This window comes from Parvibaculum sp., assembly GCF_040882025.1.
In the GTDB taxonomy this organism is placed as follows: Bacteria; Pseudomonadota; Alphaproteobacteria; order Parvibaculales; family Parvibaculaceae; genus Parvibaculum.
In genome coordinates this window covers 15,943-29,405 of record NZ_JBBECC010000095.1, presented here as the reverse complement: position 1 = coordinate 29,405, position 13,463 = coordinate 15,943, and the positions used below count along the sequence as shown (strand labels likewise).

General features: G+C 65.5%; 10 protein-coding genes. All 10 read right to left on the bottom strand.

Going from position 1 to position 13,463, the window contains the following annotated elements; translation table 11 throughout:
• Positions 1-1,463: phytoene desaturase family protein (locus WEB61_RS06840; RefSeq protein WP_368063586.1), on the bottom strand; the 1,463-nt coding region annotated here is incomplete at its 3' end.
• Positions 1,464-1,679: 216 nt separating this feature from the next.
• Positions 1,680-4,655, bottom strand: coding sequence for a bifunctional [glutamine synthetase] adenylyltransferase/[glutamine synthetase]-adenylyl-L-tyrosine phosphorylase (locus WEB61_RS06835; protein ID WP_368063585.1), 2,976 nt, complete (start codon positions 4,653-4,655; stop codon positions 1,680-1,682).
• Positions 4,656-4,677: 22 nt separating this feature from the next.
• A complete protein-coding gene (locus tag WEB61_RS06830) occupies positions 4,678-6,078 on the bottom strand; it encodes an ATP-binding protein (protein WP_368063584.1) in 1,401 nt (466 codons plus the stop codon).
• Positions 6,065-6,742 (bottom strand): response regulator transcription factor, encoded by a 678-nt coding sequence (locus WEB61_RS06825; protein WP_368063583.1) that lies wholly within the window; start codon positions 6,740-6,742, stop codon positions 6,065-6,067. The genes WEB61_RS06830 and WEB61_RS06825 overlap by 14 nt, the downstream gene beginning before the upstream one ends.
• A gap of 87 nt (positions 6,743-6,829) precedes the next feature.
• Positions 6,830-8,287, bottom strand: a complete 1,458-nt coding sequence (locus tag WEB61_RS06820; protein WP_368063582.1) for a Do family serine endopeptidase — start codon at positions 8,285-8,287, stop codon at positions 6,830-6,832.
• Positions 8,288-8,416: 129 nt separating this feature from the next.
• On the bottom strand, positions 8,417-8,893 hold the full coding sequence (locus tag WEB61_RS06815; protein WP_368063581.1) for a cytochrome c-type biogenesis protein: 477 nt from the start codon (positions 8,891-8,893) through the stop codon (positions 8,417-8,419).
• 4 nt (positions 8,894-8,897) lie between these two features.
• Positions 8,898-10,886: a heme lyase CcmF/NrfE family subunit gene (locus tag WEB61_RS06810; RefSeq protein WP_368063580.1), complete on the bottom strand. Its 1,989-nt coding sequence runs from the start codon at positions 10,884-10,886 to the stop codon at positions 8,898-8,900.
• 10 nt (positions 10,887-10,896) lie between these two features.
• Positions 10,897-11,379, bottom strand: a complete 483-nt coding sequence (gene ccmE / locus WEB61_RS06805) for a cytochrome c maturation protein CcmE (protein WP_368063579.1) — start codon at positions 11,377-11,379, stop codon at positions 10,897-10,899.
• Positions 11,380-11,498: 119 nt separating this feature from the next.
• Positions 11,499-12,431, bottom strand: a complete 933-nt coding sequence (locus WEB61_RS06800; protein ID WP_368063578.1) for a chitosanase — start codon at positions 12,429-12,431, stop codon at positions 11,499-11,501.
• An 85-nt stretch (positions 12,432-12,516) separates the two neighbouring features.
• Positions 12,517-13,380, bottom strand: coding sequence for a c-type cytochrome biogenesis protein CcmI (gene ccmI / locus WEB61_RS06795; RefSeq protein ID WP_368063577.1), 864 nt, complete (start codon positions 13,378-13,380; stop codon positions 12,517-12,519).
• Positions 13,381-13,463: the final 83 nt, after the last annotated feature.

Here is a 13,463-nt window from a genome sequence, read left to right as displayed (position 1 = left end):
CCGGCCAGGGGACGATTGACGAACATCTGGTCGAGCGTCGTTTCGCCATGCGCGATGTCGCCCGCCGTCAGGCCGATATCGTTTTCGAGATCGGCGGCAAGCAGCACTTCCCGCGCGACGATGCGGCCGGCGAGACCGGGACTTGCCGCCTCCAGCCGCGCCATGACGAGATCGCCCAGCGCCTCGCGCCGCCCGGTGGTCCAGGCGCCGTCATGCAGGGCATCGGGCACATATTGCACCAGCGCCGAAAGTACATGGCAGCCGGGCGGCGCCAGCGTCGCGTCGGAGAGCGAGGGGATCAGAACCTCGACCGGCGGGTTGCGGGGCGGCATATGCGCACGCCAATCGTCGAAGGCGTGCTGCATGTCCGCGACCGAACCCGCGAGCCGCAAGCCGCCCGCAAGCGCCGGACAGCCGTCGGGCAAGGCCGGAAATTCAAGCGCGCCGTCGAGCGCCAGATTGACCTTGGCCGTCGCGCCTTTCATGCGGAAGCGGCCGACGCGGCCGACAAGGCCTGCCGGCAGATCCTTCCATTGAAAGAGGCTGAGGAAGCTGCGCTTCAGATCGAGCCCGGACAGAATGACGCCTGCCGGAATTTCCTCGCCATTGGCCAGCACAACGCCGCGCGCCCTGCGATCCTTCAGCAATATGTCGGTCACTTCGGCTTCCATGCGCAGGCGGCCGCCATGCGCTTCGATGACGGCGACAAGCGCTGCCGTCAGCGCCGCCGGACCACCATGCGGCAGCAGAATGTCGGGAGCGCCGCCATACGCATCGCCGCCGGCGGCGAGCCAGGGCGTCAACAGGCGGCTGGCGCTGCCGGGCGACAGGGGCCCGAGCGTGCCGCCCATCATCGCGGCGGCGGCAAGATGCGCCTTCACAAGGTCGGACTCGAAGTATGAATCGAGAAATTCAGCGGCCGAGAACGTCCACAGGCGCGATGCATCGTGACATTCGTCCGTGTCCATCGCCGCAATCCGGCCGGCAAGACCGAGCCGCGCGCGCAGCGCCGCAAAGCCGCGCGCCGCCGGCAATCCGACATCGCCTTCGAGCAGCGGCATCAGCGCGCGGGCGGCGCGCAGCATGTCGCGGCGATAACGCATCCATGCGTCGGCGTCGCGGCGCGAAAAGCGCGCGATCTCGCGGCGATGAACAGCGCCGTCGCGATAGCTGGCGTGATACCGGCCATCGGGGAAAAGCGTGACGCCGCCCTCGGCGCGGATGAAACGCAGGCCGTGAGCGGCAAGGCCGAGATCGGCGACGAGGCGGGCGGGCAAGCCGCCGGCGCCCAGCACATAGCGCGGCAGATGAAAGCCCGGTGCGATTTCGTGGGACGCCGCGAGGCCGCCCGGCGCCGCGTTGCGGTCGAGCACCAGAACGCCGAGACCGGCGCGCGCCAGACACGCGGCGGCGGTCAGGCCGTTGAGGCCGGCGCCTATGACGATCGCATCGTGACGCTCCATGCGCCATTACTCCACATGCGCTCCGTCCGCCTCAGGTTCTACCTACCCGAAACGTGCCGCATTGACACGTTCCGATGACGAACGTCGCCGGGCGACAAGTCCTATCGCCGGCCGGTTAACCATGTATGCCCGGGATTTCCTTGCCTTCGGCGCGTAAACCATGAAACAGGATTAACGCGCCCTTCGTCCCGGCCAGCATGAGCGCACTGCAATTCGTCAGCCAGCCGGTGCGCCCGCCGCCGCGACGACGATAGCATCGAATGCTTCGCGCACACGGGCCTGGCTCTCGAAAAGTTCGGCTTCGAGAGCGGTGAAGTCCGGCGCGCCGCCGACGCGCGCCAGCAGCGACTTGAGGCCGGGCGTCGCTTCCTCCGGCTTGAAGACGCCTTCGACGCAGATGCGGATGACCTGCGTCAGATTGTGATTGAGTTCGATAGCGGCGACCAGCATGTCGGCGATGTCGGCCGGCAAGAGGCCGGCAGCGGCGATGCGCGACAGCGAAGTGCGCGTGTGGGGTTGCAGGATTTCGGGATGGCCGGCCCCGTGCACGAGTTGCAGGTACTGGCAGATGAATTCGATGTCGACCAGCCCGCCGCGCACATGCTTCAGCTCCCAGGGGTTTGTGCTGACCCGTTCCTTCGCGATGCGGGCGCGCATGTCGGCGACGTCGGTGGCGATTTTCGCGCGGTCGCGCGGCCGACGCAGCACCGCGCCGACGGCTTCGTCAATTCGCGCGCGCAGATCGGCGGGGCCCGCAACCGGGCGGGCCCGCGCGAGCGCCATGTGCTCCCAGGTCCAGGCTTCGGTCTGCTGGTAGCTCGCGAAACTGTCGAAGGCGGTTGCGATGGGCCCCGCATTGCCGGACGGGCGCAGGCGCATATCGACTTCGTAGAGCTTGCCTTCCGCCGTCGGCGCCGTCAGCGCGCCGATCAATTGCTGGCAGACGCGGGCATAATATTGCGCCACATAGAGCGGGCGTTCGCCGTCCGACATCGCGTCCGGATCGTCGAGATCGTAGATGACGATGAGATCGAGATCCGAACTCGCGCTCATCTCCTCGCTGCCGAGCTTGCCCATGGCGACGACGCAGAAGCGGCCGCCGGGCATGCGCCCGTGTTTTTCGGCCACTCTCGTTTCGGCGACGGGCGCGAGGACCGCCACCAGCTCGGCCGCGAGCGCCGCATAAGCCGGCCCCGCTTCCTCGGCATCGGCGCTGCCGGTGAGCACGCGGACGCCGAGACGGAAGCGGTATTCGCGCGCCCAGACGCGGACGAAATCGAGCGTGTCCTGATAGTCGACCGCGTGACGCAGCGCGTCGGCGAGGCTGCGATGCAGATCGTCCGGACCGGGAAGGACCTTGAAGAAGTCGGGATCGACGACCGCTTCGAGCACGCGCGGGTTCTGGCTCAGATAGCGCGCCAGACGCGGCGCGGTGCCGCAAATGCCGGCCAGCAGATCGAGCAGGCTCGGATTGGAATAGAGCATCGAGAAAAGCTGGACACCGGCCGGCAGGCCGGTCAGGAACGTGTCGAAACGCGCAAAGGCCTTGTCGGGGCTCGAGGTGCGCGAGAGGGCGCGCAAGAGCGCCGGCATCAGGCTTGTCAGCAATTCGCGCGAGCGCGGCGTGCGCGTCGCCGGGAAGCGCCCCGAATGCCAGCCGCGAATGGCCTCCGACATTTCCGAGGCTTTCGCAAAGCCCAGACCGCGCAGCGTGTCGAGCGTTTCGGGATCGTCCTCGGTGCCGGTGAAAACGAGGCTGCCGCCCTCCTCGCCCAGGGGCGGCGCCGTCTCGAAGAGTTTCGCGTAATGGCCCTGCACGCAGCGCAGCCGCTTCGTCAGCTCTTCGGCGAAGGCGGCGCGGTCGGCAAAGCCCGTGAAGCAGGCGACATGGTCGAGGCCCTCGTCGTTTTTCGGCAATGTGTGGGTCTGCTCGTCGTCGATCATCTGCAGGCGATGTTCGAGCTTGCGCAGAAAGCGATAGGCTTCCTTCAGCTCGGCAGCCGCTTCGGGCGCGATCCATTGCTTGCGCGCCAGTTCGTCGAGCATGGCGCAGGTCTGCCTGCCGCGCAGCTCGCGGTCGCGCCCGCCGGCGATCAATTGCTGCGTCTGGACGAAAAACTCGATCTCGCGGATGCCGCCGCGGCCGAGCTTGATGTTGTGGCCGGCAACGGTGACGACACCATGGCCGCCGACGGCGTGGATCTGGCGCTTCATCGAGTGAATGTCGTCGATGGCGGCATAGTCGAGATTCTTGCGCCAGATATAGGGCGTCAGGATTTTCAGGAAACGTTCGCCCGCCTCCACGTCGCCGGCCACCGCGCGGGCCTTGATGAAGGCGGCGCGCTCCCAGTTCTGGCCGCGGCTTTCATAATAGACTTCGGCGGCCGGCAGCGAGACCGCGACCGGCGTGCCGCCCGGATCAGGGCGCAGGCGCAGATCGGTGCGGAAGACATAGCCGTCCTCGGTGCGTTCCTGCAGCAGCTTGACGAGGTCCTTGGTCAGGCGGACGAAGAAGTCGCCGTCCTCGAGGCCCGGCTTCAACGGCAGCTGCCCCGGCTCATAGAAGACAACGAGATCGATGTCGCTGGAATAATTGAGTTCGCGGGCGCCGTATTTTCCCATGGCGAGAATGGCAAGGCCGGAGCCGCGCGCCGACATTTCCTCCGGCGCGCGCAGGACCTGTCCGCGCCGGGCCGCATTGACGAGAAGCCAGTCGATGGCGGCGTTGACGGCGGCGTCGGCGAAGGCGGACAGCGCGCCCGTTACCTCGTCCAGTTCCCAGGCGCCGCAGAGGTCGGCGATCGCGATCAGCAACGCCGCCTCGGCCCTGGCGGTGCGCAAGGCGGCCATGATGTCGGCCTGCGCCGCCGCGGCGGCGGGCGTTGCGCGCAGACGGGACAGGAGATCGTCCAGCGCGGCCTGCGGCGCGCTTGCGAGCAGACGCGGCAGCCAGTCCGGATGGCGGCGCAGGACGCGCGTCAGATAGGGCGAATTGCCGTGGATCGCGGCCAGCAGATGGCGAATATCGGCGTCGGCGAGCAGCGCCGCCATCTCCCTGCCGGCATCGCCTTCGAGCGCGGCGGCCGAGGCTTCGAGGTCTTCGATCTCGCGCGCCGCGCGGGCCCGGTCGTGCGGCTGCGGCGCCCTGGCCGCCCAATCGCGCAACGTTCTCGCGCCGCTTTCCGTTGTCACGTGCCGTTCCTCCGTTCCCTCGTCAGCGGCCGGAGACCGGCAGATGCAGGCTGACCTTGAGACCCGGATCGTTGTCTTCCAGTTCGATCTGCCCGCCATGCAGCCGCGCCACGGCGGCAACGAGACTGAGGCCGAGCCCGCTACCCGGCGTGTTGCGGCTTGCCTCGAGCCGCACGAAGCGCTCAAGCACATGCTGCCGCTCACCGGCCGGGATGCCGACACCGTGGTCGGAAACGGCGAGGATGACGCCGCGGCCGGGCCGCGCCGGATCGGCCATGGCGGAGACGGTGATACTGCCATCCGCATCGGGCGTCTGCGGCTGTCCGTGCTTGACGGCGTTGTCGAGCAGATTGGCCGTCGCCTGGGAAAGCAGTTCGCGATTGCCGCGAATCTGCAGGCCCTCCTGCACCTCGACATGCAATGTCAGACCGCTTTGCTCCGCCACCGGCTCGTAGAGTTCGGCGGCGTCGTTGACGATCGCGGCAAGATCGACCCAGGTCATCGCTTCGCGCACGGAGCCGGCTTCCGCGCGCGCGATCATCAGCAGCGCGTTGAACGTGCCCAGCAGGTTATCGGCCTCGGCGATGGTTCGTTCGAGCGCATGACGATAGTCGGCGGGCGAGGCTTCCTGCATCAGCGTCACTTCGAGGCGATTGCGCAGGCGGTTGAGCGGGCTGCGAAGGTCGTGAGCGATATTGTCGGTGACCTGCCGCATGCCGGTCATCAGCGCCTCGATCTGGTCGAGCATCGCGTTGAGGTTGCGGCCGAGCTGGTCGAGTTCGTCGCCGGTGCCGGCAATGGGCAGGCGCTGCGAGAGATCGCCCTCCATGATGTCGCGGCTGGAGCGGTTGATGTCATCGACGCGGGCCAGCATGTTGCGGCTCATGAAGAGACCGCCGGCCAGGCCCAACGCCACCGTCATGCCGATCGCCCAGATCAGCGCATTGGTGATGAGGCTCTCGATCTCGCGCCGTTCCTGCACATCGCGGCCGACCAGCAGATAGTAGCCCTCCTGCAGAAAAAACGCGCGGGCGCGCGCAGCCTTCACTTCCGCGCCGTCGAGCGTCTTGCGATTGTAGTTGAAGTCGAACCAGCCGTCGGCGCCGGGCTCGACGGCGGGGCGTGCGTCGAGCGTGCCGGCCAGAACGCGGCCGGCCGGATCGAGCACGAGATAGAGGCTCTGGCCGGGATCACGCGAGCGCTGGATCACCGTGTGGACAAGGAGCGGCAGCCCGCCCTGCCGGTATTGCTCGGCGAGGCCGGTGATTTCCGCCTCCACGGCCTCGTCGGTCTGGCGGGCCAGAAAGCCCGCGGTGTTCCAATAGACATAGGCCAGAAGCGTGATCGCCGAAGCGGCAAACAACGCCAGATAGATGACCGCGAGCCGAAAGGTCGAGGTCTTGAGGAGATTAGTCAGCGGCACGTAGCGAGTATCCGGCTCCCCGAACGGTATGCAAGAGCGGCTGTTCGAAATTCTTGTCGATCTTGGCTCTCAGCCGCGAGATATGCACATCGATCACGTTTGTCTGCGGATCGAAATGATACTCCCAGACGTTCTCCAGCAACATGGTCCGCGTGACGACCTGACCGGCATGTTTCATCAGATATTCGAGCAGGCGGAATTCGCGGGGCTGGAGGTCGATTTCCTGGCCCTCGCGGATGACCTTGCGGGCGAGCAGGTCGATTTCGAGATTGCCGACCTGGAGCCGGGTGCGGACCTGGTCGGGATTGGAGCGGCGCACCAGCACCTCGATACGGGCAAGCAGCTCGGCGAAGGCATAGGGTTTGGTCAGGTAGTCGTCGCCGCCGGCTTTCAGGCCCTTGATGCGGTCGTCCACCTCGCCGAGCGCGGAGAGGAACAACACCGGCGTTCGCACACTCTCGTTCCGCAACGTCTCGACGACGCTCAAACCATCGCGCTTCGGCAGCATCCGGTCGACGACCATGACATCGAAGGTGCTTGAAAAGGCCAGCGTCAGACCTTCCTCGCCATCCGCCGCATGGTCGACGATGTGACCGCTTTCCCGCAGGCCCTTCACCACATAGGCGGCGGCTTCCAGATCGTCCTCGATCACCAGAATGCGCATCGTTCGGTCCAACTCCCAGCTGTCGAGACGACCATGATGGAAACCGGGCGAGACGAGCCGTCCTGCCGCGGTGCCGCGCGAGACCTGTTACGACTTGCTCAACGACAGCGCCACGAAGCGCTGCGTTTCCTCGCTGCGCAAAAGCAGCAGCACCGAACTCTTGTCGGCCTTGTTCGCCTCTTCCACACCAGCCACGACATCGCCGGGCTTTTTTACATCCTTGCCGGAGACTTTCACGATCACGTCGCCGGGGCGCACGCCCTTTTCGGCGGCGTCGCTGGCGGGGTCGACGCTCTGCACCACCACGCCGTCCGGCGTCTGGGTCAAGGCAAGACCGAGGCTCGTCGTGGCGCCGGCGGAGGGCGCCTCGTCCGGCGTCGCGGCCGCGACATCCACCGTGTCGGGGAAAGTACCGATATTCGCGTTCAGCGTGCGGCGCTTGCCGTCACGCCAGACGACGATCTTCGAACGCGTGTCGGGTTTCAGTTCGGCAACGGTACGGCTCACCGCGCGTACATCTTCCATGTCCTTGCCGTCGACATTGAGAATGACATCACCGGTCTGAACGCCGGACTTTTTTGCCGGACTGTCATCGGCAACCTGCGCCACCAGCGCGCCTTGCGGCTTGTCCAGCGCAAGGGAGGCCGCCATTTCCGGATCGACCTGCTGGATCGTAACGCCGAGCCAGCCGCGGGTCACCTTGCCGCTTTCCTTCAGATCGGCAATCACCTTAGAGGCGATGGACGAGGGAATGGCGAAGCCGATGCCGACGCTGCCGCCGGTCGGCGAAAAGATCGCCGTGTTGACACCGATCACATTGCCTCTCACGTCGAAGGTCGGACCGCCCGAGTTGCCGCGGTTGATCGAGGCGTCGATCTGGATGAAATCGTCATAGGGGCCGGCGCCGATTTCGCGGCCGCGCGCCGATACGATGCCAGTCGTGACCGTGCCACCGAGACCGAAGGGATTGCCAACAGCCAGCACCCAATCGCCGACACGAACGGTGTCGGAGTCGCCGAACGCGACATAGGGCATATCGGATTTGCTTTCGACCTTGACCAGCGCCAGATCCGTCTTGGGATCGCGGCCAATCAACTTTGCCGGCATCTCCGTTCCGTCCGTGCGCACCACCGTGATGTCCTTGCCGTCGCCGACGACGTGGTTGTTGGTGACGATATAACCGTCGGCCGAAATGACGAATCCGGAGCCCAGCGCGGTCGCCGGACGGCCGCGCGGTGCGGCACCCGGATCCTGCGGCTGCAGGTCACGGAAGAAGCGCTCGAAGGGGCTACCGGGCGGGAATGGCAAGTCGGGAACACCAGCCGGCGCGCGAATGGGGCGCTCTTCGGCAACACGGATGCTGACCACGGCAGGGCTCACCTTTTCGACCAGATCGGCGAAACTCGGCAGACGCTCGAGTGCGTCGGCGGCCGGCGCCGCCGAACGGGTGTCGAGCGGCTGGGCCTGCACGCCGACGGCTGCGAACGCCAAGGCCAGAGCGCCGAATGTCATGGAGGCAAGGTATCTCGTTCCGCCAATCGTCATCGCGATGATCTCCTGTCGATGCGGTCCGCCATCAAGGGGCGGGTTCTTTGAGGATCAGCATTGTGTCCTGATCCTTACCAATTCATGTCTGGATCATTACAAATCTGTAAGGCGAAAAAATGGCAGCGTCTATTCGGATTTGTTGGACGCCTCGGGTTTAACAAGTGCAGCCAGCCGCGCCTCCTCGTCCGCCGAAAGGCCAAGGTTCCCGCGGCCCCGCGCCCGGCGCAAGACGAGCAGCGCGATGCCGCCGCCGATGACGAGCACGAGGCCCGGAGCCAACCAAAGCAACCATGTCGCCGGCGTGAAGGGGGGCGTCATCAGAACGAACTGGCCATAGCGCGCGACGATAAACTCGAACACCTCGGCGTCCGTATCGCCGGCGCGGATACGGTCACGCACCACGGCGCGAAGATCGCGCGCGAGCGCGGCGTCGGAATCGTCGATCGACTGGTTCTGACAAACGAGACAGCGCAGTTCCTTCGATATCGCGCGGGCGCGGGCCTCTTCGACGGGGTCGTCGAGCATTTCCGCCGGATCGAGCGCGGCAAAACCCGGCGCGGCAAACGCGAGGAGAAGCAGGAGCGCTGCAACGGCCGCGCGCATGACTCTACTCCGCCGCGGCGGGCTGCGCGCCCGCATGGGTCTTTGCGCTCACCGGCGCGCCGACGCGCAAACGCCTGTCGGTCAACGATACGGCGCCGCCCAATGCCATGATCATGCCGCCAATCCATATCCAGGGCGCAAGCGCGTTGCGGTAGGCGCGGACGACCCATTTTCCCTCGCCCGCCACATCGCCCAATACGACATAGACGTCGGAGAGCCATGTTGTATGAATGCCGGCTTCGGTTTTCTCCTGACGCTCCGCCGGGAAGCGGCGCTTCTCCGATATCAACCGCGTAACAAAACGGTCGCCGCGATCGATCCGAATGACGCCGGTCGTTGCCTCGAAGTTCGGGCCGTCGCGCATGCCGACCGTTTCGAGCGTCAATGTGTATCCGGCCAGTTCAGCGCTCTCGCCCGGCGCGAGTGCGACAATGGTTTCGGCGCGCCATGCCGTGACACCGACAATGCCGGCCACCGCAATTCCAAGACCGCCATGCGCCAACGCCATGCCCCATGCGGCGCGCGGCAGACGGCGAGCGCGAGAAAGGCTCTCGGCGAGTGGCCGCGAAAAGAGATTAATGCGCCAGGCGATTTCCGAAACGGCGCCCGCAATCAGCCAGACCGCCAGCGCCAGTCCGAGCGGCGCGAGCCACGGCCCCTCCCACATGAGACTGTAGGCGAACAACATCGCGACAAAGGCGAGACCGGCCGCGACCATCAGCCGTTGGGCCGCGCCCTGAATATCGGCACGTTTCCATCCCAGGAAAGGACCGAACGGAACCAGCAGCAAGAGCACGACAAAAATCGGCACGAAAGTCAGATTGAAGAATGTAGGTCCCACCGTGATCTTGGGTCCGTCGAGCGCATCGAGCAGCAGCGGATAGAGTGTGCCGAAAAACACGGCCGCGGTCGCCGCCGCCAGCAGCAGATTGTTGACCAGCAAAGCGCCTTCGCGGCTGACCGGCGCGAAGATGCCACCGCCTTTCAGCAACGGTGCGCGCCAGGCATAAAGCGCCAGCGAACCGCCGACGAAGAAGATCAGAATGCCGAGAATGAAAATGCCGCGTGCGGGATCGACGGCGAAGGCGTGAACCGAGGTCAGCACGCCGGAGCGCACGAGAAACGTTCCGAGCAACGACAACGAAAAGGCGATGATGGCGAGCAGCAGCGTCCAGCTTTTCAGCGCGCCGCGTTTTTCGGCGACGATGGCCGAATGCAGCAGCGCCGTGCCGACGATCCATGGCATCAGCGACGCGTTTTCAACCGGATCCCAGAACCAGAAGCCGCCCCAGCCGAGCGTGTAATAGGCCCACCACGAACCCATGGCGATGCCGATGGTCAGAGACAACCATGCAGCCAGCGCCCAGGGCCGAACCCATCGCGCCCAGCTCGCATCGACACGGCCTTCGATCAGCGCTGCAACGGCGAAAGAGAATGTCATCGAGTAGCCGACATAACCGGCATAAAGCCAGGGCGGGTGAAAGGCGAGCGCCCGATCCTGCAGCAGCGGGTTGAGGCCGGTGCCCTCGAAGGGTGCCGGATCGAGGCGGATGAAAGGATTGGACGTGAAGACAATGAAGAGAAGGAAGGCGACCGCGATCGAGGCCTGCACCGACAAAACGCGGGCGCGCAATGTGTCGGGCAGGTTGCGGCCGAACAGCGCCACCATCGCGCCGAACAGTGCGAGGATCAGCACCCAGAGCACCATCGAGCCTTCGTGGTTCCCCCAGACGCCGGAGATCTTGTAGATCAGCGGCTTTGCCGAATGCGAATTGTCGTAAGCGAGTTTCAGCGAGAAATCGGAAACGAGAAAAGCCCATGTCAGCGCCGCGAAAGCGATCAGCACCAGCGCAAGCTGCAGCAGCGCCGCCGATCCCGCGACCGCCATCAGGGCGGCGTCACGGCGATGCGCGCCCAGCATGGGCACAGCCGTCTGCGCGACCGCGACCGCAAGCGCCAGCACCAGCGCGAAATGGCCAATTTCGATAATCATGGCTCGACGATCATGGGTAACTGCCCTGCCCATAGGTCTCGGCGTGAGAGGCTTCGGCGCCCTCGCCCTGCCAGTTGCCGCTGCGCTTCAGCGCGTCGACGACTTCGGGCGGCATATAGGTTTCATCGTGCTTGGCCAGAACCGCATCGGCGGCGAAGCTTCCATCTTCGAGCAACACGCCTTCGGCGACGACGCCCTGCCCTTCGCGGAAGAGATCGGGGAGGATGCCGCGATACGAAACCGTGATCGTTTCGACCATGTCGGTGACGTTGAAGCGCGCGCCGGCGTCGGCGAGCGTTTCGACCGAGCCTGTTTCCACAAGGCCACCGAGGCGGATGCGCTGGCCCGGCGCAATTTGGCGTTCAACGACGTCGCTCGGGCTGTAGAAAAAGACGATGCTGTCGCGCACCGCGTAGAGCACCAGCCCGACCGCCAGCGCCAGAATGGCGAGGCCGACGGCGATAAAGATGGCGCGGCGCTGTTTGCGCGTCATGGCGGTTCCTTGTGTCCCGGTTGCGAGGCTCTTGGCGGGCCCAGATATAGCCGGGCCGTCATGCCCGATCAAATCGCTAAATGGTCGCGGTAAAAGGGTTTTCTGTCCGGCACGACGGCTCAAAACCCCAATATTGTCCGGGTTGCCGGTCCCGCGATGCCATCGGCGATCAATCCATGTTCTTTCTGGAAGGATTTCAGCGCGGCTTCGAGCCCTTCGTCGAACACGCCGTCGACATTGATTGCATAGCGGTCTTTTACCAGCGCTTCTTCCAGCGCGCGAACATCGGCACCGGTCATATGAGGCGTCGTCAGAAGCAGATTGCGCGTCGCGGCATCGATCGCCGAGACGGGCACCGGCGGCCGGTAGTCGAAAACCGTCCGGTCGATCCTGACGCCGCGAACCGCGAGCGGCAGGGCGAGTTGCCAGTTCTTCGCACCGATCAACGTATCGAACGCGTCCATGCGGTAAACGGTCTTGCCAAGTAGCGCATTCGGGTGCTTCGCAAGCCAGTTCCGCCGCTCCTTCACATAGGCGGCAATCCATGAGCGCTCGCCAACTTTCGAGGGCTGGCCTGCCGTTGCCAGCGCGCGATCGCGCGTGGGGTTCCAGGAACCATGGATCATGCTGTCATAGATGACCGCCAGGGAGAGCGCCTCGGCCAGACCAAGCCGCGATGCCGCTTCGACGGTGGGGCGCCAGAATACACGGTCGAAGAAACCGTCCTGCGCTTCCTGCATCGCGGGATCGGCGCCGGCCTCCTTCAGCAGACCACGAAGCGTCAGGTCATTGTCAAGCCGCAGATCGATGTCGGCGAGACGCTGAAGATAGGGGTTCAGGGCGGCGGCATAGGCTGCGCCGGGTGCTGTGCAGTAAGCCTTGATCAGCAGGTGGAGATTACCACTGCCGAGCGTCGTTTGCGCCATGCCGTAGGTCAGATGCCCACTGTCGCCGGCCAGCAACGTCACGCGGCCATAGTCGCCTCGCGCCCGTCCCGTCTCGAAAATATTGACGATAGCCTTGGCTGTCTGTTTCTGAAGCTCGGTCAGCATGATCCCCCTCTTTCGCCCGAACGCGCCGCTCGCGCCGCTCGCGCGAGTCGGCGACCATGCTAGCTCAGGCTCATGAGGCCGGAGATTACTCTTTCGCTGTTTTACCCTCGATGGCCTTTATCCGGGCCCGCACCGCCGGGGCCCATGCGGCATCTTCGGGTGCATCGGCCAGCATTGCCTTCCAGCGTACAAGCGCCGCATCGCTGCGGCCCTCGTCATAGTCGGCAAGACCGAGAAAATACTGGGCGCGAGGCTCTGCCGGATCGAGCGCCTCCGCCTTCTCGAAATCCGCCTTCGCGCCTCCCGTCACGCGGCCGTCCGCCGCGAGGACACGAGCCTCGCCGCGCGCGGCCAGCCGTTCCGCTGTCGCACCGTCGAGGATCATCGCGCGCGTCCATGCCCCTGCCGCGTCATCGTAGCGGCCAAGCCGCAGATAGGTCGGCGCGATCAGCTCCCAGCCCCGCAGGTCGTCAGGCTGCGCCTTCAGGCGCCGCTCGATGCGGATCACCAGCGCTTCGACCGGTAGCTGGTCTGCCGAAACCGCGAGGCGCGGTGCCAGGGGCCGATCGGGGAGGCCCGGCGAGCCGGACTGCAAATAGACGGCGAGCGCGACGAGCGGTACGCCCAGCGCGATCGCCACCGCCATGCCCTTGCGCCAGCGCGGATTGGCGGCCGAATTCTCTCGTACTGCCCGTTGCCGCGCGTCGTCCGCGGCCAGCAAGCGGCGCGAAACCTCGATACGCGCGGCTTCAGCCTCGGCCTCGCCAATCACGCCGCGATCGACATCGCGGCCGATTTCGGCAAGCTGGTCGCGATAGAGCGCCACTTCGCTCTCACCGATATCGGTGCGCGCGCCCGTGGCCCGCAAGGGGCGGAGCAGCAACGTCACGACAACGCCAGCAAGAACGGCAAGCGCAACGAAGAGCGGAATGTCGCCGGAAAATGCCAAGGAAAGGTCTTTCGTCTAGGTTGCTGCAGGGTGCCCCTTGTATAGAGGCTGCGGACGGGGCGCAAAAGCGGCGCAGGGACGCA

Excerpts from the sequence above, each read along its gene's own strand:
- WEB61_RS06825 (WP_368063583.1), bottom strand. The coding sequence starts at position 6,742 with ATGCGCATTCTGGTGATCGAGGACGATCTGGAAGCCGCCGCCTATGTG.
- WEB61_RS06820 (WP_368063582.1), bottom strand. The coding sequence starts at position 8,287 with ATGACGATTGGCGGAACGAGATACCTTGCCTCCATGACATTCGGCGCT.
- WEB61_RS06815 (WP_368063581.1), bottom strand. The coding sequence starts at position 8,893 with ATGCGCGCGGCCGTTGCAGCGCTCCTGCTTCTCCTCGCGTTTGCCGCG.
- WEB61_RS06810 (WP_368063580.1), bottom strand. The coding sequence starts at position 10,886 with ATGATTATCGAAATTGGCCATTTCGCGCTGGTGCTGGCGCTTGCGGTC.
- ccmE (WP_368063579.1), bottom strand. The coding sequence starts at position 11,379 with ATGACGCGCAAACAGCGCCGCGCCATCTTTATCGCCGTCGGCCTCGCC.
- WEB61_RS06800 (WP_368063578.1), bottom strand. The coding sequence starts at position 12,431 with ATGCTGACCGAGCTTCAGAAACAGACAGCCAAGGCTATCGTCAATATT.